Source organism: Geminicoccaceae bacterium, assembly GCA_020638465.1.
Lineage (GTDB): Bacteria > Pseudomonadota > Alphaproteobacteria > Geminicoccales > Geminicoccaceae > JAGREO01.
The window spans coordinates 129,985-152,728 of record JACKIM010000002.1; the positions used below are offsets into that span (position 1 = coordinate 129,985).

Genomic DNA, 22,744 nt, shown 5'->3' on the forward strand with positions numbered 1-22,744 from the left:
CTCCCCACTTCTTCACGCGGGGCACAATTGAGAAGAGACATCCCATGTCGCAACCTGCAAACTTCAACGGCGCGCGCCCGGTGATCGACCCCGATGACGCGGCAATGCTGCTGATCGACCATCAGAGTGGCCTGTTCCAGACCGTCGCCGACATGCCGATGCCGGCGCTGCGCAATCATGCGACCGCGCTGGCCAAGATGGCGACGCTCACCAACATGCCCGTCATTACCACCGCTTCAGTTCCTCAAGGGCCGAACGGACCGCTGATCCCCGAAATCCATGCCAATGCCCCGCACGCGAAATATGTAGCGCGCAAGGGCGAGATCAACGCGTGGGACAACCCGGAATTTGTCGAAGCGGTGAAAGCTACGGGCCGCAAGACGCTGATCATTGCCGGCACCATTACCAGCGTATGCTTGGCTTTTCCTGCCATCAGCGCGGTTGCCGAAGGGTACAGGGTGTTCGCCGTGGTCGATGCCTCGGGCACCTATTCCAAGATGGCACAGGAAATCACGCTTGCCCGCGTGGTGCAGGCTGGCGTCGTGCCGATGGATACGGCTGCCGTCGCCTCCGAACTGCAGCGCACCTGGCACCGCGGCGATGCGCAGGAATGGGCACAGCTCTATACGCTGATCTTCCCACCCTATCAGCTGCTGATCGAATCCTATGCCAAGGCGCAGGAGGTCGTGACCAACAGCGAACAGCTCGATTCAGTGCGGGGCTGACCGTACTCCCGGCCCCGCTGCCCAGATGGCGGGACCGGGTCACGCCGATAGCGATTGCCGCGCGGGAGCAGGACGCTCCTTCCAGACCGGAAGGGTCGGGAACCGGAACCAGCAACCTGTGTAACCCCTGTCCGCGTGGATGATCGACCACGTTGCAAAGCATCTTCGGGATGCCACGATGCAAAGCATCTTCGGGATGCATGGTCATCAGCCGTCGGCGACCTCCACAAGCAGCGTCTCCGCCGCCAGCCTGCCAAGCGCGTTTGCAGCGAACGGACTGTCGCCAGTCAGCAGCTTGCGATCGCGGTGGGTCATGCCGGAGATGTCGTCGTTGAGGATCGTGATACCGAGTTTCTTCAGTTCCTCGCCAAACTTCCAAGTCAGATGCCCGGGCATATAGCCGATATCGGGTGTGCCTGCGTCAGCCGAATCCGGGAAGGCGCATATGCTGTAACCGTCGTATAGAGATTTCCCCTGTCCCTTGCCCACTGCGAGCAACGCCGCGGGGCCGTGACACAGCGTAATCACGAACCTGTCGTTGGCGTCGGCCCATTCGAGCGCGGCTTTCACATCCTCGCTCTCGGGCAGTCCGATCAGCGCACCGTGACCGCCGGGAATGAATACACCGATGTAATCGGAGTCGGAACCGAGCGCGGTTTCGATCACATCGGCCAGCTTCCTCGGCTGTTTGAACCGGTCGCGGTACTTGTCGAAAAAGCCGGTCACGACCTCGTCCTCGCGCGGCATGGCCCAGTATTCAAACTTGACCGGATTGCCCGAAATCGTCGCAACGTCGAACGCGAACCCGGCCCGATCCAGATGAATCATCGGCAGGAGCGTTTCTACCGGGTGATTGCCGGTCGAGAACATGGTGCCATTATCGGTTAACAGATAACGCTCGTCGGCACCGATCATCAGGATTTTCCAACGTCCGCCATTGTAGGCATTCGGATACTCGGCACCGCTGAGGTCCGATTTGGGCGACGTGAACTGGCTGAGGGAATAGGGCGAGGGAAAGAATGCATTGTCTTCCGCCGGATCGGCTGAGGGGCGCTTGTCTTCGCTGGTTGGGCTGGTCATCACGATCTCCGGTGAGGCGTCCTAATGTCTCATTGTCGATGGAAGTGCGGTCTCTCACAAGAGGGGACTTCCCCGAACTGGGACTTCTTGGCCATTGTGGCACGCTGCAAGTCGACAAGCGCCGGGGTCACAATCCCGCCCGCCAGCATCTCCTCTTCCATCCGCTTGGCTCTGGTCAGAACCTGCTGGCCAAGCAGCAGAGGCGAAGGGACTACCGTACCTGGCAATGGCGAGGAAATCCTGGAGATCGTCCCGGTTCGTCGACTGAATGCCATGCAAAATCGCATGGGCAGCAGTCCGAATTTGCCGGTTCCAAAAGAATTTTGTTGGACTCATATGAAATTCTGGACGTCTCAAGGAGATCAGGAATGTCTCGTTCTTACAAGGTCGCAGTACTGGTTGGCAGCCTGCGCAAGGGATCGACCACGCGGAAACTGGCGCAGGCCATCATCGCCGAAGCACCCAAAAACCTGTCGTTCAATCTGGTCGAGATCGGCGACCTGCCGCTTTATAACGAGGATCTGGAAACCGAAACGCCTCCGGCGGCCTGGTCCCGCTTCCGCCGGGAACTTGGTGAGGCCGATGCGGTGCTGTTCGTTACACCGGAATACAACCGATCAGTCCCGGGCGGCCTCAAGAATGCCATCGATGTCGGATCGCGTCCCTACGGGCAGGCCGTGTTTTCTGGAAAGCCGGCGGCAGTCGTCACCGGATCGCCGGGCGGCATCGGCGGTTTCGGTGCCAACCATCACCTTCGCCAGTCGCTGGTCTTCCTTGACATGCCCATGATGGCTCAGCCGGAGGCATACATCGGCGGGCTCTGGGGGATGCTGGACGACGAGGGCCGGATTACCAACGATGACACCAGGGCGTTCCTCCGCAACATCGCGGAGAGTTTTGCAGCCTGGATCGCCCGCACGGCCGTCGACCGCCAGGATTGAATGTCATGGACAACATGCCCACGCTCTTCATCGGGCATGGCAGCCCGATGAATACTCTTGAGCACAACGCCTACACGGACGCATGGCGCGCTCTGGGCAAGGAGCTTCCCCGCCCGCGCGCGATCCTGGTGATTTCCGCGCACTGGTTCATCGGCTCCACCGTGGTCACCGCGATGCCCGAGCCGCGAACCATCCACGATTTCTACGGCTTTCCGCAGGAATTGTTCGATGTGCAATATCCCGCACCTGGCTCCCCCGAGTTGGCCGAGGAGGTAGCGGAACTGGCAAAGCCTGACTGGGTCGGCGCGGATATCGACCAGTGGGGGCTGGATCATGGCACCTGGAGCGTTCTCAAGCACATGTATCCCGATGCGGATATCCCGGTGGTACAATTGTCGATCAATTCGCAAAAGCCGATGGAATATCACCTGCAACTTGGCGTGCGCCTTGCCGAATTGCGGAAGCGGGGCATTCTGATCCTGGCGAGTGGCAACGTGGTTCACAATCTGCGTGCGATGGACTGGCGCAATCCCGATGGCAGTTTCGATTGGGCCTCCCGTTTCGACCAAGCGGCAGAAGAGCTGATAACAAGCGCCCCTGGCGATGTGCTGAAGCTGCTCGAACATCCTGATTATGCCAGAGCGGCCCCGACGCCCGACCACTTCATTCCGCTGCTCTACACTGCAGGCCTGGCGTCAGAAGACGGCTCGCTCGACCCATTTATCAAGGGCGTGACAATGGGATCGATTTCCATGACCAGCTACGGTTCAGGCCTGCCCGGATAAGCGAGCCGCGATGAGCGGTGCGATAGGGGCCTGTCGCGAAAAGGAAATGGTGTGACGCGAACGAACTTGCGATTGTTCTGGGGATTCTGGATTGCAATGTGCGCAATCTGGCTGGCCCTGAACCCCGGGATCTTCACGGCTTCCGGCCTTTTTGCGGTCCGCGAGCTCTTCATTCAATGGACGGGGGTGCTCGGCATCGCCGCGATGAGCGTGGCGATGGTCCTGTCGATCCGCCCGCGCTGGATGGAAGCCCGGCTTGGCGGCCTCGACAAGATGTATCGCATCCACAAATGGCTTGGCATTGGTGTCCTGGGTGTGTCCGTGGTTCACTGGCTGTGGTCCGAGGCGCCCAAATGGGCGGTTGGCGCAGGGCTTCTTGCCCCGCCCGAACGCGGTCCGCGACCGGAAATCACCGATCCGGTACGCGCATATCTGGCCTCATTGCGCGGCACGGCCGAAGGGCTTGGCGAATGGGCCTTCTACGGCAGTGCAATCCTGCTCGTCATCGCCCTGATGGCAATCATTCCCTACCATGTGTTTCGCCTTACGCACCGCGTTTTCCCGGTGGTCTATCTCGTCCTGGTGTTCCACGCCGTCGTGCTGCTCGATTACGACATGTGGCCTACGCCCGTCGGGCTGGTCACGGCGCTGCTGCTGGCGGGGGGCAGCTATGCCGCGGTGGTTTCACTGCTGGGGGCAATAGGCAGGGGACGTCGGGTCGCGGGCAAGATCGCGGCCTTGCACAACTTTTCGGGCGTCAGTTCCCTCGAAAGTGAAATACGGTTGAGTGCCGGTTGGCCCGGCCACAAGGCCGGCCAGTTCGCCTTCGTGAAATCGAAGCGGTGGGAAGGGGCTCATCCTTACACCATTGCCTCGGCATGGAATCCCGACGATCCGAAGATCACCTTTGTGACCAAGGAACTGGGCGACCACACTTCCACCCTCGCCGAAAACCTGAAGCCGGGGCAGCCGGTAACGGTCGAAGGCCCGTATGGCTGCTTTACCTTCGACGATGACCTGCCGCGACAAATCTGGGTCGGCGCAGGCATCGGCATCACCCCGTTCATCGCCCGGCTGAAGGAGATGGCCGGAGCTTCCCCTGATGTGCTCCGACCGGAGATCGACCTGTTTCACTCGACCCGGGAGGTGGACGAAGGCGCACTGGATCGCCTTGTCGCCGATGCCCATGCTGCGAATGTGCGGCTGCATCTGCTGATCGATGAACGCCATGGCCGCCTGAACGGCGAACGCATTCGCGAAATCGTCAGCAAGTGGCGTGATGCCAGTATCTGGTTCTGCGGGCCGAGCGGGTTTGGCAACAGCCTGCGCGCGGATTTCGCGGGCAAGGGAATGGATACGGACGCCCGCTTCCACCAGGAACTTTTTGCAATGCGATAGTGCATCGATCCAGACAGATCATGCTGATCTGTCTGGATAAATTGATGCAAAAACAAGAAACTAGCACCCGTCCGGGCCTGACCGCGGGACATCCTGCCGCCATCCGACAATTCCGGGGCCTGTCCGGCGTCTTTCACCGCAAACGCTGTGGTCGTCATGCCTCAGTCAGCCGGTACGCGCGCCATGCAATCCTTCACGAATTGCATGGCCTTGCCGCAGCATGATAAAAAATTGTCCCGGGCCGTGGATGAGGCGATGTGAGCGGCTCCCTCCGATGGCGAAAGGCGATGGATGTTTCGCTTCCAGGGGGAATTGCGGGAAAGGCGACGATGTCGCGCAGTTCCTTGCCATGGAGATGTCATCTCGTGGGCCGCCGATTGTGATGCTGATCGACAGTTAACGTTGAAATCCGATTGCCATTAATGTTTCGGTAAAGGATTGCAGCTAGGTTCTTGGGAAGTGAGGCTGGCCATGGCGGCCATGACCTCTCACAGGTGCTTGAGGCCAGAGATTGGGCAGGTGAATGGAGCTCGTCAACACTGCGATTCCCGACGTCAAGATCATCAGGCCGAAGAAATTTGGTGATCACCGCGGGTTCTTCTCGGAAGTCTACAGCAAGCGTTCCTTCGAGGATGCGGGGCTGAATTTCGATTTCATTCAGGACAATCACTCGCGATCGTCCCAAAGGGGAACGATTCGCGGTCTGCATTTCCAGTCTCCGCCCTTTGCCCAGACCAAGCTCGTGCGCGTGCTTCATGGAGCGATCCTCGATGTCGCGGTCGATATCCGCAAGGGCTCGCCCTGGTATGGCCAGCATGTCGCGGTCGAACTGACGGATGAAGCCTGGAACCAGCTCCTGGTGCCGCGCGGCTTTGCCCATGGCTTCATGACCCTGACCGAGGACACCGAGGTGTTCTACAAGGTCGATGCCGATTATTCGCCGGCCCATGACAAGGGTGTCATGTGGAATGATCCGGATATCGGCATCGACTGGCCGCTTGACGGTATCGAGGCTGTGCTCTCCGACAAGGATACGCGCCAGCCCCCGTTCGCCTCCTTGGAGGATTTCTTCGTCTATTCCGGCGCCAATTCGCGGCAGACCGTCGACAACTGATCGGGAGATTTCTGATGGAAAGAGTTCTTGTCACCGGCGCCGGTGGCTATATCGGCACCACGCTCGTGCCGATGCTGCTTGAGGCGGGTTATCAGGTGCGTGCCATCGACCGGTTCTTCTTCGGCGGCGATCTGCTGACCGAGCACCCCCGGCTCGAACGGATCAAGGCGGACAGCCGCCGGCTTTCGGCTGACTATTTCCGCAATGTCGACCATGTCATCGACCTCGTTGCCATTTCGAATGACCCGAGTGGCGAGCTGTTCCAGGACGCCACCTACGAGATCAATCACGAATCGCGGGTCGCCTGTGCGCGGATGGCGAAGATGGCGGGCGTGAAGCGCTATGTGCTGCCATCATCCTGCAGCATCTATGGTTTTCAGGACCCGTCGGTGGTTTGCGACGAGACCTTCAAGACCAATCCGCTCACCACCTATGCGAAGGCCAATGAACTGGCCGAACACGGGGTGTTTCCGCTGGCCGATGACAATTTCTGTGTGGTCGTCCTGCGCCAGTCGACGGTCTATGGCTACAGTCCGCGCATGCGTTTCGACCTGGCCATCAATGGCATGACCTATGGGGCGTGGAAGACGGGTGTGCTGCCGCTGATGCGCGACGGCTCGCAGTGGCGGCCCATGGTGCATGTTCACGATACGGCGCGCGCGCAGATGTTCATGCTCACGGCTCCTGTCGAAAGGGTGAATGGTCAGCTGTTCAATGTTGGCTCGGATGCCAACAACTATCAGCTTGGCCCGCTTGCCGAGGTGATCGCCGAGGCCGTGCCGCGTGATGTCCGCATCGAGTGGTATGGCGATGCCGATCACCGTTCCTACCGCGTCGCCTTCGACAAGATCGAATCGCTTGGCTGGAAGGCAGAGAAGGTCGCAGTCGACGGCGTGAGGGAGATCGTCGAGCGGCTGGAGAACGGCACGCTGGACCGGACCACGCGTACCATTACGCTCGACTGGTATCAGGAACTGGTCCGCTGGCAGAAGATTGTCCACGAGGCCGAGCTGGGTGGATCGATGATCAACCTTCAGGCAAGCGGGTCGAGTCTCAAGACCGGCTGACAGCGGGCGCCCGGACGGCTTTCGGGTTCCGCGAGCCTGGAGAGCCGTTCGGTCGAAGTCGTTTCTTCCTCGGGCCGGGGCGGTGTCGGATGGTCATCGGTCCCGTCCAGAGGATGGCCATCATCCGATGACAAAACGGGATCTGCGCATGTGGAAGGGCATCATTCTGGCGGGCGGTTCGGGCACGCGCCTGTACCCCATCACCCGGGCGGTCTGCAAGCAACTCTTGCCGATCTTCGACAAGCCGCTGATCTATTTCCCGCTGACAACGCTGATGCTGGCCGGGATACGCGACATCCTGATCATTACGACACCTGAGGACCAGTGGCAGTTCAAGACCCTGCTCAAGGATGGAAGTCAATGGGGTCTGCGCATCAGCTATGCCCAGCAGGCGCGTCCCGAAGGGTTGGCGCAGGCATTCCTGATCGGCAAGGATTTCATCGGCGGTGATAACTGCTCGCTGGTGCTCGGGGACAACATCTATTTCGGTCACTACCTGCGCGCCGACCTGCAGCGCGTCACGCAGCAGCGCGAGGGTGCCACCGTTTTCGGCTATCGGGTCACCGATCCCGAGCGCTACGGCGTGGTCGAGTTCGACGGGCGGGGCAGGGCGGTGAGCATCGAGGAAAAGCCGCAGAAGCCGCGTTCCAATTATGCGGTCACCGGACTGTATTTCTACGATAACCGGGTCGTCGACATTGCCCGCGGCCTCAAGCCGTCGGCTCGGGGTGAATACGAGATCACCGACCTGAACAAGGTCTATCTGGGCGAGGGGAAGCTCCGGGTCGAGCGCATGGGACGGGGCTATGCCTGGTTCGATGCGGGGACCCACGACAGCCTGTTGCAGGCGGGCGAGTTCGTGCGCACGATCCAGCAGCGGCAAGGGTTCCAGGTCGCCTGTCCGGAGGAGATCGCCTACCTGCTCGGCTATATCGACGCCGACCGCCTGCGCGAACTCGCCGAGCCGCTGACCAAGACCGCCTACGGGCGCTATCTGCTCGACGTGGTGCTCTCCGACGAACCCTGGAAAGCGGGAGACGTCAACGGTCGCCTCGTCGCCTGACCGATTCGCGACGTGGCGCGGGGAGGCGTGACTTCCCGTGCGGATTGAAGGATCACGGATGCCGGTGCGTCGTCGCGCGCCGGCATCTTGTCGTCCTGTCAAGTCTACTGCGCTGATTTGCCCGCGGGAATCATTGACGCAGTGTCAAAGAGTCGTGGCATGGTAGGCAGGTGTCCGACCGGCGGGTAGACGTCGCTTCATCAACGCGGAGGCTAAGCGACACATGCCTGATGTTCAGAGGTTTGCATCGAGGTCCCGGCCCGCCATCCGCGAAGACAACAACAAGGGAGTTGGTAAATGGAGCAACGCAGCAGCGATACGGCGTACTGGAACGCCAATATCCGGCTGGTGAAAATCTGTCTCGTGATCTGGGCGGTCGTTTCCTTCGGCTTCGGCATCATCCTGCGGCCGATGCTCTCCGGCATAGCCGTCGGCGGAACCGATCTGGGCTTCTGGTTCGCCCAGCAGGGATCGATCCTGGTCTTCCTGTTCCTCATCTTTTTCTACGCGGTAGTGATGAACGCGATCGATCGCAAGTACGGCGTCGACGAAGCCTGACGTCCGAGGGAGAGCTTCAACAATGGATCAATATACCCTGAACCTGCTGGTGGTGGGCGCGACTTTCGCGCTCTACATCGGCATCGCGATCTGGGCCCGGGCGGGTTCGACTTCGGAATTCTATGCCGCCGGTCGTGGTGTTCACCCGGTCACCAACGGCATGGCGACGGCCGCGGACTGGATGTCGGCCGCCTCGTTCATCTCCATGGCCGGCCTCATCGCCTTCGTCGGCTACGACAATTCGACCTTCCTGATGGGCTGGACCGGCGGTTACGTGCTGCTCGCCATGCTGCTCGCGCCCTATCTGCGCAAGTTCGGCAAGTTCACCGTGCCGGAGTTCATCGGCGACCGCTTCTATTCGACCACCGCCCGTCTGGTCGCCGTGATCTGCCTGATCGTCGCCTCGATCACCTACGTCATCGGCCAGATGACCGGCGTGGGTGTCGCCTTCTCGCGCTTCCTTGAGGTCGACAGCGCCACCGGTCTCTACATCGGTGCCGCCATCGTCTTCCTGTATGCGGTGCTCGGCGGCATGAAGGGCATCACCTACACGCAGGTGGCGCAGTATTGCGTGCTGATCCTCGCCTACACCATCCCGGCCATATTCATCTCGCTGCAACTCACCGGCGTGGCCCTGCCTCCGCTGGGGCTGTTCTCTGAACACACGGCATCCGGCATACCCCTGCTGGCCAAGCTCGACCAGACCATCCACGATCTGGGCTTCGCCACCTATACCGGGCATCACACCAACACGCTCAACATGGTGCTCTTCACCCTGTCGCTGATGATCGGCACCGCCGGCCTGCCGCATGTCATCATCCGCTTCTTCACGGTTCCCAGGGTCTCGGACGCCCGCTGGTCGGCCGGCTGGGCACTGGTGTTCATCGCATTGCTCTACCTGGTCGCTCCCGCCGTGGGTGCAATGGCCCGACTCAACCTGGTCGACACCATCTACCAGCACGGTCCCCAGGAAGCGCCGATCGACTACGATCATCGTCCGCAGTGGATGAAGAACTGGGAAACGACCGGGTTGCTCCAGTATGAGGACAAGAACGGCGACGGTCTCATCCAGTTCTACAACGACAAGTCCGAGGCCTTTGCCGCCACGGCTGCCGAGCGGGGCTGGCAGGGATCGGAACTGACCGTGAACCAGGATATCCTGGTGCTGGCCAATCCCGAGATCGCGCAACTTCCCGGCTGGGTCATCGCCCTTGTCGCTGCCGGCGGTCTTGCCGCCGCCCTGTCGACGGCTGCCGGTCTGCTGCTGGCCATCTCCTCGGCCATCAGTCACGACCTGCTCAAGGGGACGATCGCCAGGGGCATCTCCGAAAAGGGCGAGCTGCTCGCGGCGCGCATCTCGATGGCGGTCGCCATTGTGGTCGCGACCTATCTGGGGCTCAACCCGCCGGGCTTTGCCGCACAGACGGTGGCACTGGCCTTCGGTCTCGCCGCGGCATCGATCTTCCCGGTCCTGATGATGGGCATCTTCTCCAAGCGCATCAACAATCGCGGTGCGGTTGCGGGCATGCTGTCCGGGCTGATCTTCACCATCGTCTACATCTTCGTCTACAAGGGCTGGTTCTTCCTTCCGGACACCAACCAGCTCCCCGACACGCCCGATAACTGGATCTTCGGCATTTCGCCGCTGTCCATCGGCTCTGTCGGTGCCATCGTGAACTTCGTGGTGGCCTACTTCGTTTCCAACGCGACCGAGGAGCCTCCACAGGAAATCCAGGATCTCGTGGAAAGCATTCGCGTGCCGCGTGGTGCAGGTACGGCTGTCTCCCACTGACCCGCCGCGACCGGTCCGCTTCCTCCGGGAAGCGGACCGGCTGCAGCAAGGTCGGCATGTCGGGCGGTGCAGGGGTCATCACGACACGGCATCGCCTTTTTTTTCAGGAACTGTCTTTCATGTCGTTTGACAATGAGTTGATGAAATTCCGATGGCTGTCGGCATTTCATCAACTCGCTGTTAAAGTCGGAACGGTTGACCAGGCACTTCCGGCATGGTCGCAAACATGGGGTTCAAGCCGATGAGCAATGCAGGTTCATCTCATGTGACGTTCCTTCGATCCCTGCATCCGTTCGATGCCCTGTCGACGGACCAGTTCGATGCCGTCTGTTCGTCGCTCGAAACGCTCCATGTCGAGGCCGATACGCCTCTCTACGGTCAGGACGAGCCGCTGCGCGGGTTGTTCATCATTGTCCATGGCGAGGTCGAGGTCCGGTATGCCGGCGGGGAGCGTCTGGCCGCTCTGGGAACTGGAGGCATGTTCGGCACCCGGGCACTGGTCCGCGGATCGACGACCACCAACAGCACGCGGTCGCTCGCGGACAGCACGCTGCTGGTCCTGCCCGCGGACAGGTTCGGGCAACTGATGCTCGAAAACGCGCGCTTCGCCGCCCATTTCGACCGTCCGGGTCGTGCCACGGCTGGCAAGTCCGGCCCGTCGATCGCTGACGGCGACCTTACGACGACGAGGCTGGCCGACATCATGACGCCCGATCCCGTGACCATTCCCGCGGGGTCCAGCGTCACCGATGCCGCACGTGTCATGCGCGACCGGGACATCTCGTGCGTGCTGGTCGTGGAAGATGGCAAGCTTGGCGGAATTCTTACTGCGGGAGATATCGCCAATCGGGTCGTTGCTGAGGGAATGGGAGGGGGCGAGCCGGTGGACCGGTTCATGACCCGCGATCCGTTCACATTGCCGAGCACGGCTCTCGGGTTCGATGCCTTCATCATCATGACCGAGCGGCGTTGCGGCCACCTGCCTGTGGTCGATGATGGGCAGATCGTTGGCATTCTCACACGGACGAATATCATCCGTCGCCGTTCGATCTCCGCGGTCGCCATGATCGCGAAGATCGCCAAGCGCAAGACCCTGCCGGAAATCCGTGACGTGGTCGGTCAGATACCGCGATTGCTGACGCAACTGGCTTCGGCCGGCACGGAACCCCAGACGGTGGGCCGGCTGATCTCCGGCGTCGCCGATGCCACGACACGACGCCTCCTGCGCCTGGCGGAGGCGGATCTCGGGGCTCCGCCGGTTCCCTATCTCTGGGCCGCCTGCGGCAGTCAGGGGCGCATGGAGCAGACGGGCGTTTCCGATCAGGACAACTGCCTGATCATCGACGATGCCTTCGTTCCCGACCGCGACGGCGCCTACTTCACCGAGCTGGCCAAAAGGGTCTGCGATGGCCTGAATGCCTGTGGCTATGTCTATTGTCCCGGTGAAATGATGGCGATCACGCCGCGCTGGATGCAGAAGCTGTCGGTCTGGAAGGAGTACTTCGCGGGCTGGATCGACAAGCCCGATCCGATGGCGCAGATGCTTTCCAGTGTCATGTTCGACCTGCGTGCCATCCGTGGCGACGGTTCGCTGCTTGAGGAACTGCAGCGCGAGACCATGGCGAAGGCCCGTGCCAATACCATCTTCATGGCCCACCTGACTGCCAACTCGCTCAAGCATGCGCCACCGCTGGGATTGTTCGGCGGGCTCTCGGTGCCGCGCACCGGCGAGCACAAGGGGCTCATCGACCTGAAGCATTCCGGTGTGGTGCCGATCGTCGACCTCGGTCGGATTTACGCACTCAAGGCCGGCATGCCCGTGGTCAACACGCGCATGCGCCTGGAGGCTGCTCGTGACGCCAGGGTGATCAGTGCGAGCGGTGCGGCAGACCTGATCGATGCCTTCGACCTGATCTGCGAGGTCCGTCTGCGTCATCAGGCCCGAAAGTCGCGGCTGGGACAGGCGATAGACAATTTCCTTGATCCGCATGATCTGAGCGAACTGGAGCGGGGTCATCTGCGCGATGCGTTCGTGGTTGTGAAGACGATGCAGTCGGCGGTCGGGCAGGGGCAGCACATGATGGGCTGAAGCCGGCTTCCGACGCCGGGACGATTGGGGGGCGGAAACGACAATGATCATGGAACTGGTGGCGACCTTCGCGTTGGGGCTCGGCGTGGCCGGTGTGGTCCTCGTGCTGCGATTTTTGAGCCGGGGCCGGTTGCCCGGATATCTTGTCCCGATTGCAGCCGGTCTCGGCATGATCACATTCACGATCTGGGGAGAATACAGCTGGTTCAGCCGGGTCGAGGCCGGTCTGCCCGATAATGTCGTTGTATTGGGGGAATTCTCCAATAGCGTACCATATCGTCCCTGGACATATGTCTTCCCGCAGATCAACCGCTTTTCCGCCGTCGATCTCGGGTCGCGGAAACGGCATCCTGATCATCCCGACCTCAATATGGTCGATGTCTTCCTCGTTGCCCATCGCGAGCCGACGCGCACGCTCACCATGTTCGTCGATTGTGCGGGTCGGCGTAGTGCTGAAGTCGATGGTGCCCTGATGCTGGACGACAATGGGGCACCTGAGGATGCGAACTGGATCGGGCTGGATGGCAGCGATCCGCTCCTTGTTGCCGTCTGCCAGAAGTCGGGGTGAGTCATGGCAAACTGGAATCTCAGGCTTCGGATCTTCCTTTTCTTCGCGTTGATCGGGCTGGGCGGCTGCGCAATTCTCGCCTGGTCGCTTTATTTCGCCCATATGCGTGCATCAGATGGTGATATTCTCAATCAGTTGATCATCTCCGGAACCCTGGCAGGCTTCGGCCTTTGCGGCCTCACGCTCTGGGTATGGTTCAAGTTCGACGAGCATGTCGCACGGCCGATCATAGCGCTTACGCGCGAACTCCAGACCCGCGCCCACAGTCACAGCGATGCGCCGATCGATACCGCGGCGGGACGCTATCTTGGCGAATTGCTGCCGGCTGCCGTCGATATCGACCATGCGCTGCGTCGGGTGAAGCTGGAGTTCGACAAGGCTGTCGCCGACGCCACCGCCGTCGTCGAAGCGCAAAAGGAACGGCTCGAAGCGGTCCTGCGGGAGCTTGAGGAAGGTGTCCTCATCTGCAATGCCCGCCGCGAGATCCTGTTGTTCAATCGCCGCGCCGAGGAGCTGCTGGGCGATGCCGGCGAGGTGGGATTGGGGAGGAGGCTGGACGACCTCATCGACAACAGGCCGATCCAGCACGTGTTGTCGATGCAGGTCCGCGCGGGGTCGGGCGGTACCCTTCAGGCCACGGACGAGGCGGACGGCAGTTTTGCCGTGCCGCTCATGTGCAGTACCTGCGACAGCAAGCACATCATGCTCGCCCGGATCGCCCCGCTGCATGGTGCGGAACAGGAGAACGGTTTCGTGCTGACCCTGCGCGAGGCCAGCGAGGACGTCGCTCACCTGCGCGAGCGTGACCGGCTCCTTGGCGACATTTTGCCGCGGATACCCGATGCCGGTGACGCGGCACTTCGTGAAAGCCTGCTGGTGTTGCGTCGCGAGGGGAGCCGGCTGGTGGGCCGTGGCTGGCCGGTCCATTCCGTGCGCCTTGAGGATCTGGCCGTTTCGCTTCACCGGCGCTTCCCCGAGCTTCATGTCCCGGCGGACGACGATCCCGCAACACCCGATCTTGCCGTCGACGGCGACAGTTTTGCCCTGAGCTCGCTGCTGGGTGCGCTCATCGAGCGCCGGGACGGCCGTGGTGCCGGGCTTCGCCTGGAATGGGCGATGCTGCAGGACCGGGTGTCGATACGCATGAGCGGGCTCGCGGACGTGGCCCATGGCCGTGTCGAGCCGGACTGGCTGCGGGCGCCGCTGGCGGATGCTCCCGACAAGGCGAGCGGTCACGAGATCCTGTTGCGACACCACGCGGAACTGCAGGTGGAGGATGCGACGACCCTGCTTATCCTCTTTCCCCTCTCGCGGCTGGTGAAAGCCAGGCCCCTGCCCAGGCCGACAGCACGACCGGAATTCTACGATTTCGACCTGCTGGCCCAGTCCAGCGGTTCGAGTCTCGGTGACAGCCCGCTCAGGTCGCTGACCTACGTGGTGTTCGATACCGAGACAACGGGCCTCGAACCATCGGGCGGCGATCGCATCATCCAGATCGCCGGCATGCGCATCGTCAACGGGCGGATGCTGCGTGGTGAGTGCTTCGACCGCCTCGTCGACCCCGGGCGACCGGTCCCCCCCGCGTCGACGCGCTTCCACGGACTGACCGACGAAATGGTGGCGGGTCAGCCGCCGATCGGGGAGATCCTGCCGCTGTTCCATCGCTTTGCCCGCGACGCCGTGCTGGTTGCGCACAATGCCGCCTTCGACATGCGGTTCCTGCAGGTTGCCGAGGACAGTTGCGGCGTACGGTTCGACAATCCGGTGCTCGACACCGTGCTGCTGTCGGCCTTCCTGCACGATCATACCGGCAGGCATACCCTCGACGCGCTGGCCGAACGCTTCGGCATCGCCATCGACGAGGCCGTCCGCCATACCGCCATTGGCGATACCATGGCCACCGCACGGGTTTTCCTGCGCATGGTCGACGCCCTTGCCGGACGCGGCATCGTCACGCTCGACGATGCCCTGAAGGCCAGCGAACAGATGGTCGCATTGCGCCGCCAGCAAGCGAGATATTGAGTCCCCGTTCAGGCCATTTCGGCAGCCAGTGCCTCCTCGGTCATCACGCGGTTGCGCCCCGCATGCTTGGCCTCGTAGAGTGCGCGGTCGGCGCGACCGATCAAATCGTCGACCGAATCCCCCGCGCGCAGCGATGAAATGCCGAATGACGCGGTGACGGTGCCCAGCGCCTTCTCGCTGGATTTCAGCTTCACCTGGCTCGTCGCCAGCACCTTGCGGATCATTTCCGCCAGCACGGCGGCACCCGGGCAGGGCGTCTGCGGCAGGATCACGGCGAATTCCTCGCCCCCGTAGCGCGCGGGCAGGTCACGCCCCTTGACCATTTCGCGCAACCGTGTCGCCACCAGCCTGATGACCACGTCGCCGACCTGATGGCCATGCCTGTCGTTGAAGGACTTGAAGTGGTCGATGTCGAGGAGCACGAGCGACAGCGGCTGCCGTTCCATGTGCGCCTGCTCGACCGCCTCCGCCAACCGTTCGTCGAACAACCCGCGATTGCCGATTCCGGTGAGCGGATCGGTGCGGCTTGCCATGTGCGCCTCGTCGAGGGCCTGTCGCAGCTTGCCGATTTCCGCCTCGCGGCCCCTCAGTTCGGCACGCAGCTGTTCTGTGTGTTCCTGCATCTCCAGGGTGGCGCCGTGCAACTCCTGCGTCAGGCCAAGGACATCGTCGCGACTGTCGATGTTCGTCAACACGGCGACCGCCCGGCTCAGGGTCTCGCCATAATTGCCGGTCGACTGTTGCACGATGCCGACATCGCCCAGGATGGCATTGACCAGCAGGCCCGCCTGTCGCGAATGCTCCAGCAGCTCCTGTCCGTTGCGGGCAATGAAGTCCTCGTACAATCGGTCCATCAGGGCCTGGTCGAATGTCCGCTGCTCGGCGCGAAGTTCGCGGATCCGCTTCAGGAGATGGGGATTGCGCCCGGCGATATAGGCCAGCCAGACGGCGTAGTTCTCTGCCGTCGGCGCAAGTTCGAGCCGGCGCAATCCCTCCAGCGTCTTATCGGCGAGCCCGAACAGGTGCCGGACATATTCCTTGTCTGCCATCAAGAGCTTCCTTCGGCGCAAAGGGTGTTCGGGTTCCGTTCCACAAGCATGGGAGGATGGAGCCCGTGGGAGCGCTTCCTCGTTTCCCGGATCCATTTGGACGGTCCATGACAGTGAAAGGGAAAATTCCTAAATTCAGGTAAACTTGTATCGATTCATGGTGCGATGGAAGGAAGGGGAAGATTCAAATACCATAATTTTCACTGTAGAATCAACTCGTGCGAAGGCGTCAGGGGATGCCGGAGAGCGATTTTCCGAATACCGGATGGGGTTTGCAGATTGGCAGCGGCCGCCTCGCTGGTACCACAGGCGGCGGCGGCAGGTCGGGGAAATCGCCGGGCGGGAGCGCACGGATCAGGCGCAACTCGTCCGGCGCGAAGATGGCAAACGCTCCCGACTGCGGGGTCGTCATCATCGCGTCGAGGATATGCTCGTGGAGACTTTTCAACAGGCGGGACCGTCCCCTTGCGCGGAGCCTTTCCTCCTCGCCACGGGATTTCCTCGCCCTTGCGGGTTTCGCCGCCCCGGGAGTGTCCTCCGTGAGCGACCATGGCACCGGGCAGACATCCGGCACGTCGATCCCTCTGGCCACCGACTTCAGCAGCGAGGTGATGACATTCCCCATTCCCCTGCGTTCGGCACGATCCAGCCATGCCCTTTCGGCACCATCCGCCGATGCGACGGATTGCGCCAGGGAGTTGTCCTGCAACTGGCGGAACCAGTCGCGGGAGTGGAACAGCAGCAGGCGGTGGAGGATCGCCCGGAGGCCATGACCGCCATGTGGGGACAGTCCCGCCCGCATCGCCGACAGGACACCCGCCACATGCGGCAGATGTTCCAACCCGTCAACCTCCGCCACATCGAGCCGGACCGTCGGCCCCGCCAGCACCCCGCGCCGCCCGGTCGCCACCAGCCAGCACACCTTCAGGAAACGAGGCGCGCCCCAGCGAAAGACCCGGCCGGCGAGTTTGCGCGGCAATATGGGGGGTGTGGGAGAGGTGGGAGCCATGCCGCAGGTTATGATGGAAAGGTAGCATGAAAGTCAAGGAATATTTTCATATACTGATCTGCAAGCACGCTGCCGAGAAACCCGGTCTTTCTGTTTCAGTGAATTTCCAGTTCGAGCAGAAATGTGGATTCCGGTGGAGTGTCGGGCTCCCACGCCTGGCGCCTTTCCAGATGCAGGACCAGCAGACCCGTACCGACGGCCCGCATGGAGATATGGCGCGTACCGCTCCCGCCGATCCCGTTGCCACCGGCGACATGCATGTTCTCGACGATATCCAGCCCGGGCAGGTCGGGCACGCTCCAGCGAAAGCCCGTGGTCGGGTTTTCGGGCAAATCCAGGGTGATCCTGTCACCGACGTGGACAGTGACCTTGCGGCCACTGTCCGAGAACGTCAAAGCGATGGTTTCCAAGGTGTCACCAGACATAAATCTCGTGAATCATCTTGTCGTTTTCGACACGGATGTTGCATGCCGAATCGGTCTGTTCCGCATGGCTGGCCAGCATGGTCAATGCGAGAAACGCACTGTCGTTCGCATTGGAGAGCTTCGTCCAGCCCATGCCGGCTATCGAGGCGAAGGCATTCCTCGGCGAGGAATTGGCCCAAAGTGCCGTGACCTTCTTGCCGTTATGCCAGGCGGCGATACCTTCGCTCTTCATGGCGACGGTTTCTGTAGGCGGCACCATCATCGGGTGAGCCTCTCTTTCCAGCAGGGTTTCCGACGTGCCCGCATTGGCATCGAAGACCGGTGCACCCGGACCCGCATCGCCGGAAAACGAGGAGCCGGCTCCGGCAGTCGCGACCGGTGCCGTCGTGGCGGGGGCATTCATGGATTGCTTGGCCATTGGAATATCCTTTCGATGAATTGTCGGGTGAATGAGACTGCAATCTCAGATCACGTAAATTTCCTTGATCTTGTTGCCTTCGACCAGCGCATTGACCTTGCGCTGGGCGGATTTGGCCACGACGAGTTCGGCCAAAAAGGCATGCTGGACGGCATCGCTCGTCGTCGGAAGCTTGTGCCAGCCGATACCGCTGAAATGGGCCCACGCGTTCCGGGAAGAGGAATTCGACCACAGGCCGTTTATCCTGACGTCGTTCCGCCAGGCGGTCAATGAAACGGAGTTGACGCCGTAGGGTCCCGCCCAGCTGTCGATCTGGCACTCGCCATAGGCGATACGGAAAAATCCACCTTCGCCCCAGTTCGTTCCCCAGCTGTTCTTGCAGATCCAGCAACCCCTGGCATCATCGTAGCCGCAGATCTCGACGCAATGCCCACCGGCACTGCCACCGGAAACGTGACGATAGACACCTGAGCGGTAGCTGAAGAAATCATCATACACGATGAAGCAACCGGTGACCGACCCCTTGGTGGCAATCCATTCCTTGATTGCGGCACGACCCGTCAACTTGCTCTTGTCCGAAACCTTGGCGGAATTGTTCTGCCAGCCGTCCGGCACGGCGCAGGCCTGTTGCGATCCGGTGTAGGGATATACGGATTCCAGCGTTACGCCCTTTTCCCTGGCCTTGTCGAACGCCTGGTCGGGGAACCAGCCATTCGCGCAGGTGCGTCCCTCCTCGCCGCCGTGGCAGTAGAAGAGGTGCGCTTCGGAGAGGTCCAGATCGGCATCGGCGTTGCCGGATTGCCGTCGATAGGTCGTCTCCATGACGGCACAGGCACCATGGGCGACGCAGGAGCCGCATCCACCCTGGTTCTTCACCGGGGTCGTGAAGTTCTTTCCGCCAACGTCGCGATGGTCGAAGGCTGCCGGAATGCCGGCCGTTCTCTCCGAGGCGATGATATCGGCGGTGACCTTCGCTGCCGCCAGGTCGAGCCTGACGGCGTCTTCCAGGGCCACTTCGCCCGGAGGGGGAGTGAAACCCAGACGCCGGCGGCGCTGGTCTTCGGTCATCTGGGCGAGAGACGTACCCTCATCCATTTCCCAGGGCGACCCGGCATCCTTGAGATCGGATGCAATTTGCTTGATATCCAGCTTATCAGCCATTTCCAATACCTTATCCGTGTATAATAAACATCGATATATAATGATATTTCCCGTATGGAAAAATCATTGAACATGTTTATTTCATGGATTGACTGGTTTGCAACGTTAAAAAGGCGTTATTCCAGTGTAAAAATATCGTGAATATTATTATCGTGATGAATTCATTCTTTGAATGAAGTGATCGATATCGTTCCTGCCTGATGTCGAAGAATGGATCGCCACATGTGGCATGTATCCAGGCGCGGCGAGGTCGATGAATGCATGTTTTGGAAACATCATGGCCTGAAATTTTAATAAATATATCAATGTATGAATCGAAATAAAGTATTTCTGGATTATCCATGTCAAATTTGGTCAATCATTATCACATCATTGTTGATGGATATTGAAATATACAGCCGAAACTCAGAGATATTATTCGATTATTTTATCTATGATTGAGAATAATGCAGTGATAGTCTACCTGTAAGTTATCCTGTGTGCCTTCCGAAGGGTTATCGTACCGATGTCCAGCTTCCGGCCCTGTCCGTCCTGTCGCGACCGTCTCCTTGCAAGCGCAGCCATGGCCCTGGCCCTGGCGGTTTCGGCCTCCTGCAAGACAGCGACGTCCGCCGATCTCTGCATGACGGGCTCCACGACCCTCTCGTCGGCCGGCGGTACCGGCGATTTCTGCGATCTCGGCGCCGGCGAGAGCGTGGTCATCGACAGTGCCGGCAGCCTGAACGACGACACGCCCGCCACCTCGGCGATCCGCGTGACCGGTGCCGCCGGCACGATCGCCAATGCCGGCAGCGTCACTGCCACCGATCACGGTATATCCCTCACCACGGGAACATCTCTCGACTCGATCGCCAACAGCGGCACGATCACGAGCGGTTCCGATGCCACGGACAGGGGAATATCGATCAACGGTGCCGTCGTTGCGAACCAGATCCGCAACGACGGCACGATAGATGCGTCGGTCGGCGTGGTTCTGGAGAACGGCGCGCAGAGCGGAACCATCACCAATACCGGCACGATCAACGCTGAATCGGCCGGCATCCGAATCTGGCAGAGCAATGCCACCATCAACGGATCCATCGTCAACGAAGGTGAGATCCGTTCAACCAATACCCTGCATCTCGCCGGAAATACGATAACCGGACCCGTCATCAATCGCGGCATCCTGACAAGCCCCGTTGGAAGTGTTGTCAGAATGGGCGGCGGCGGCAAGATGGACGGTGGATTGATCAATGAGGCAGGCGCTCTGATGGAAAGCCAGGGTGAGGACATCCTGCATATTGTCAACTCCGGCAGCCGGATCGATTTCATCGACAATCGAGGCACGATGCGTCTGACCTCGACCACCCCGTCAAACGGCGCTATCACATTGCATTCCAATGGTCAGATCACGAACGGTCTGGTCAATTCCGGAACGATCGACGGAATGACCAACCGCGGCATATTTGTCGGCGGTACCGGGCAAATTCTCGGAGATGTCGTCAACAGCGGTACAATTCGCGGAACCACCGGTATCGGCATCGATAACGGCACGCTGGCGCGAATCGAAAATCAGATCACGGGCGTGATCGCCGGTATCGATTACGCCATCTCGGCGGTGAATCCGGCGGTAGCCCTCACCATCGACAATGCCGGCACGCTCGACGGTGATGTTCAGCTTGCCGACAGTACGCTCAACCTGACCGGCAGTTCCTCGCGTGTGATCGGCGATGTGATCGGCGATGTGGGGTCGGTGGTGGATGTCCAGGGCACGTTCGAAAGCGAAGGCGCTTTCAACATCGACACGCTCGGCGTATCGACGGGCGGCAGGCTCACGCTCGGCCATGACGTGACGGCCACATCCGGTGTGACCAATGCCGGCACGGTCGACATTGCCGGCGGAACTGTCAGCATCACCGGCGACTACACCCAGGCTGCCGGCGGCAGTCTTGCACTCGATGTCGCGTCGGCCACAAGCTACGGCACGCTCGCGGTGAGCGGCGTCGCCGACATCGTCGCATCCGGTGCGATCGCCCTCGATGTCTCCGGTGCCACGAACCTCGCCAACGGCGCAACCATCGCCGACGTCATCACTGCCGGCTCGATCAACGGGACGGCCATCAGCGTCAGCGACAACAGTGCGATCCTCGACTTCACCGGTATCGTCGACGGTGCCACCGTCGATCTCACCGCGCAGGTCAATTCCCTCGACACGGTGCTTGCCGGCACCAGCACGGCGCCGGGCGTCGATCCCGCGATCGCCTCCTCGCTCGACACCATTCTCGGCAATTCAACCCTGTCGGGATCGAGCGACATCTTCGGCGCGCTCATGAGCCTCGGTACCGCCGACGACATCAACCGGGCCATGGGCCAGCTCGACCCGTCGCTTGGCGCCAGCGCCGCCCGGTTTCAGGTCATGAACGTGCACGCCGGCGTCAATCAGGTGATCGCTGACCGGCTCTCGCACCTCTCCGGCCGCAGCGGCGGTACGGCGCGTGCCGGTTTCGCCAGCCTTGCCGGCGGCGATCGTGGCGAGAAGCTCGCCGGCCTTTCAGCCCTTGCCGCGTTCGAGGGTGATGGCGCGGTCTTCGATGAATTCATTCCCCTTGCCGCTGCCGGAGACATCGAGGGGCAGGTCATCGGCAACAACGCCTGGGTCAAGCTCTTCGGTGCGCGCACCCTGCAGGAATCGAAGGACGGAGCCGCGGGCTTCGATGCGAAAACCGGCGGCTTCGCCATCGGCGTCGACTACGAGCTGGACGACCGTTCCACGCTGGGTGTCTCGCTCGCCTATTCCAACAGCGATGTCGACGGCCGAAACGGCAGCCACAGCGATGTCGACATCGATTCCTTTCAGGGGTCGGTGTACGGCCTCTACGATCTCGGCGAGGCCACCTATGTCAGCGGCATGATCGGCGGCGGTACCAGCGACAATTCCGCCAGCCGCGACGTCACGGTCGGGCCCGTCGATGACAAGGCCAGGGCCGATTACGACGGCTGGAACGTCACCGCGATGCTCGAAGTCGGCCATCGCGTCGATCTCTCCCCCGGCCTGACCGTCATCCCGCGCGCGCATGCCGAATACATCTATTCCGATGTCGACGGGTACAGGGAGAAGGGTATCGGCGGCGCTGGACTCGATGTCGAGGGCATCGACGCCGACAGCCTCGATCTCGGCCTCTCCACCTCCCTGATCTACGATCCGGGCAACGGTGTCAGCCTCAGCGGTGACTTCGGTTTCACCTATGACGTTCTCGCCGACGACAATGACGTCACCAGCCGCTTCATCGCCGGCGGCTCCACCTTCACCACCAGGGGCGTCGATCCCGAGAAGTTCACGGCTCTTGCCGGCCTCGGCGTCGCATTCGACATCAGCGAGAACATGCAGGCCATCGCCGGCTATGACCTCGCCCTGCGCAAGGACCTCACCAACCACCAGCTCGCCCTCAAGTTGCGCCACCGGTTCTGAGCCGAACGACGATGGACAGGGCGAGGACTCCG

At 61.3% G+C, this 22,744-nt stretch carries 19 protein-coding genes; 13 read left to right on the top strand and 6 right to left on the bottom strand.

All coding sequences use genetic code 11. The features are described from left to right. Positions 1 to 44: 44 nt before the first annotated feature. Positions 45 to 725, top strand: coding sequence for a hydrolase (locus H6851_11045; GenBank protein ID MCB9944138.1), 681 nt, complete (start codon positions 45 to 47; stop codon positions 723 to 725). Between the two features lie 207 nt (positions 726 to 932). Here H6851_11045 and hchA read toward each other — a convergent pair whose 3' ends face one another. Next, a complete protein-coding gene (gene hchA, locus H6851_11050) occupies positions 933 to 1,805 on the bottom strand; it encodes a protein deglycase HchA (protein MCB9944139.1) in 873 nt (290 codons plus the stop codon). 368 nt (positions 1,806 to 2,173) lie between these two features. On the opposite strand from hchA, the gene H6851_11055 reads away from it, so the two are divergent. From H6851_11055 to H6851_11105, 11 genes are all read left to right on the top strand, one after another. After that, positions 2,174 to 2,746, top strand: a complete 573-nt coding sequence (locus tag H6851_11055) for an NAD(P)H-dependent oxidoreductase (protein MCB9944140.1) — start codon at positions 2,174 to 2,176, stop codon at positions 2,744 to 2,746. 5 nt (positions 2,747 to 2,751) lie between these two features. Further along, positions 2,752 to 3,531: a 4,5-DOPA dioxygenase extradiol gene (gene ygiD, locus H6851_11060; protein ID MCB9944141.1), complete on the top strand. Its 780-nt coding sequence runs from the start codon at positions 2,752 to 2,754 to the stop codon at positions 3,529 to 3,531. Positions 3,532 to 3,627: 96 nt separating this feature from the next. Next, positions 3,628 to 4,929 (top strand): ferric reductase-like transmembrane domain-containing protein, encoded by a 1,302-nt coding sequence (locus tag H6851_11065; GenBank protein MCB9944142.1) that lies wholly within the window; start codon positions 3,628 to 3,630, stop codon positions 4,927 to 4,929. A gap of 523 nt (positions 4,930 to 5,452) precedes the next feature. Next, a complete protein-coding gene (rfbC, locus tag H6851_11070) occupies positions 5,453 to 6,043 on the top strand; it encodes a dTDP-4-dehydrorhamnose 3,5-epimerase (GenBank protein MCB9944143.1) in 591 nt (196 codons plus the stop codon). Between the two features lie 14 nt (positions 6,044 to 6,057). Continuing rightward, complete coding sequence (locus H6851_11075) at positions 6,058 to 7,110, top strand: SDR family oxidoreductase (protein ID MCB9944144.1); 1,053 nt, start codon at positions 6,058 to 6,060, stop codon at positions 7,108 to 7,110. A 127-nt stretch (positions 7,111 to 7,237) separates the two neighbouring features. Next, positions 7,238 to 8,173 (top strand): glucose-1-phosphate thymidylyltransferase RfbA, encoded by a 936-nt coding sequence (gene rfbA, locus H6851_11080; protein MCB9944145.1) that lies wholly within the window; start codon positions 7,238 to 7,240, stop codon positions 8,171 to 8,173. Positions 8,174 to 8,470: 297 nt separating this feature from the next. Then, a complete protein-coding gene (locus H6851_11085; GenBank protein ID MCB9944146.1) occupies positions 8,471 to 8,731 on the top strand; it encodes a DUF4212 domain-containing protein in 261 nt (86 codons plus the stop codon). Between the two features lie 22 nt (positions 8,732 to 8,753). After that, the gene (locus tag H6851_11090; GenBank protein ID MCB9944147.1) at positions 8,754 to 10,523 is read left to right on the top strand and encodes a cation acetate symporter; all 1,770 of its coding nucleotides are present in this window, start codon (positions 8,754 to 8,756) and stop codon (positions 10,521 to 10,523) included. A gap of 241 nt (positions 10,524 to 10,764) precedes the next feature. Further along, positions 10,765 to 12,612, top strand: a complete 1,848-nt coding sequence (locus H6851_11095) for a cyclic nucleotide-binding/CBS domain-containing protein (protein MCB9944148.1) — start codon at positions 10,765 to 10,767, stop codon at positions 12,610 to 12,612. A gap of 43 nt (positions 12,613 to 12,655) precedes the next feature. Next, positions 12,656 to 13,180 (top strand): hypothetical protein, encoded by a 525-nt coding sequence (locus H6851_11100; protein ID MCB9944149.1) that lies wholly within the window; start codon positions 12,656 to 12,658, stop codon positions 13,178 to 13,180. A 3-nt stretch (positions 13,181 to 13,183) separates the two neighbouring features. Next, complete coding sequence (locus H6851_11105) at positions 13,184 to 15,202, top strand: PAS domain-containing protein (GenBank protein MCB9944150.1); 2,019 nt, start codon at positions 13,184 to 13,186, stop codon at positions 15,200 to 15,202. 8 nt (positions 15,203 to 15,210) lie between these two features. Here the strand turns inward: H6851_11105 and H6851_11110 are convergent, their stop codons facing one another. The 5 genes from H6851_11110 to H6851_11130 form a co-directional block, all read right to left on the bottom strand. Continuing rightward, positions 15,211 to 16,251, bottom strand: coding sequence for a GGDEF domain-containing protein (locus H6851_11110; GenBank protein MCB9944151.1), 1,041 nt, complete (start codon positions 16,249 to 16,251; stop codon positions 15,211 to 15,213). Positions 16,252 to 16,480: 229 nt separating this feature from the next. Next, positions 16,481 to 17,260 (bottom strand): hypothetical protein, encoded by a 780-nt coding sequence (locus H6851_11115; GenBank protein MCB9944152.1) that lies wholly within the window; start codon positions 17,258 to 17,260, stop codon positions 16,481 to 16,483. Between the two features lie 95 nt (positions 17,261 to 17,355). Continuing rightward, the gene (locus tag H6851_11120) at positions 17,356 to 17,655 is read right to left on the bottom strand and encodes a protease inhibitor I42 family protein (protein ID MCB9944153.1); all 300 of its coding nucleotides are present in this window, start codon (positions 17,653 to 17,655) and stop codon (positions 17,356 to 17,358) included. A gap of 19 nt (positions 17,656 to 17,674) precedes the next feature. Further along, a complete protein-coding gene (locus H6851_11125) occupies positions 17,675 to 18,103 on the bottom strand; it encodes a hypothetical protein (GenBank protein ID MCB9944154.1) in 429 nt (142 codons plus the stop codon). Between the two features lie 45 nt (positions 18,104 to 18,148). Further along, positions 18,149 to 19,264 (bottom strand): peptidase C1, encoded by a 1,116-nt coding sequence (locus tag H6851_11130; GenBank protein MCB9944155.1) that lies wholly within the window; start codon positions 19,262 to 19,264, stop codon positions 18,149 to 18,151. Between the two features lie 505 nt (positions 19,265 to 19,769). On the opposite strand from H6851_11130, the gene H6851_11135 reads away from it, so the two are divergent. Next, complete coding sequence (locus H6851_11135; protein ID MCB9944156.1) at positions 19,770 to 22,712, top strand: autotransporter domain-containing protein; 2,943 nt, start codon at positions 19,770 to 19,772, stop codon at positions 22,710 to 22,712. Positions 22,713 to 22,744 lie beyond the last annotated feature (32 nt).

What these genes read in the sequence shown, in the direction of transcription:
- H6851_11045 (MCB9944138.1), top strand. Translation starts at nt 45, where the DNA reads ATGTCGCAACCTGCAAACTTCAACGGCGCGCGCCCGGTGATCGACCCC.
- hchA (MCB9944139.1), bottom strand. Translation starts at nt 1,805, where the DNA reads ATGACCAGCCCAACCAGCGAAGACAAGCGCCCCTCAGCCGATCCGGCG.
- H6851_11055 (MCB9944140.1), top strand. Translation starts at nt 2,174, where the DNA reads ATGTCTCGTTCTTACAAGGTCGCAGTACTGGTTGGCAGCCTGCGCAAG.
- ygiD (MCB9944141.1), top strand. Translation starts at nt 2,752, where the DNA reads ATGGACAACATGCCCACGCTCTTCATCGGGCATGGCAGCCCGATGAAT.
- H6851_11065 (MCB9944142.1), top strand. Translation starts at nt 3,628, where the DNA reads ATGTGCGCAATCTGGCTGGCCCTGAACCCCGGGATCTTCACGGCTTCC.
- rfbC (MCB9944143.1), top strand. Translation starts at nt 5,453, where the DNA reads ATGGAGCTCGTCAACACTGCGATTCCCGACGTCAAGATCATCAGGCCG.
- H6851_11075 (MCB9944144.1), top strand. Translation starts at nt 6,058, where the DNA reads ATGGAAAGAGTTCTTGTCACCGGCGCCGGTGGCTATATCGGCACCACG.
- rfbA (MCB9944145.1), top strand. Translation starts at nt 7,238, where the DNA reads ATGACAAAACGGGATCTGCGCATGTGGAAGGGCATCATTCTGGCGGGC.
- H6851_11085 (MCB9944146.1), top strand. Translation starts at nt 8,471, where the DNA reads ATGGAGCAACGCAGCAGCGATACGGCGTACTGGAACGCCAATATCCGG.
- H6851_11090 (MCB9944147.1), top strand. Translation starts at nt 8,754, where the DNA reads ATGGATCAATATACCCTGAACCTGCTGGTGGTGGGCGCGACTTTCGCG.
- H6851_11095 (MCB9944148.1), top strand. Translation starts at nt 10,765, where the DNA reads ATGAGCAATGCAGGTTCATCTCATGTGACGTTCCTTCGATCCCTGCAT.
- H6851_11100 (MCB9944149.1), top strand. Translation starts at nt 12,656, where the DNA reads ATGATCATGGAACTGGTGGCGACCTTCGCGTTGGGGCTCGGCGTGGCC.
- H6851_11105 (MCB9944150.1), top strand. Translation starts at nt 13,184, where the DNA reads ATGGCAAACTGGAATCTCAGGCTTCGGATCTTCCTTTTCTTCGCGTTG.
- H6851_11110 (MCB9944151.1), bottom strand. Translation starts at nt 16,251, where the DNA reads ATGGCAGACAAGGAATATGTCCGGCACCTGTTCGGGCTCGCCGATAAG.
- H6851_11115 (MCB9944152.1), bottom strand. Translation starts at nt 17,260, where the DNA reads ATGGCTCCCACCTCTCCCACACCCCCCATATTGCCGCGCAAACTCGCC.
- H6851_11125 (MCB9944154.1), bottom strand. Translation starts at nt 18,103, where the DNA reads ATGGCCAAGCAATCCATGAATGCCCCCGCCACGACGGCACCGGTCGCG.
- H6851_11130 (MCB9944155.1), bottom strand. Translation starts at nt 19,264, where the DNA reads ATGGCTGATAAGCTGGATATCAAGCAAATTGCATCCGATCTCAAGGAT.
- H6851_11135 (MCB9944156.1), top strand. Translation starts at nt 19,770, where the DNA reads ATGTCCAGCTTCCGGCCCTGTCCGTCCTGTCGCGACCGTCTCCTTGCA.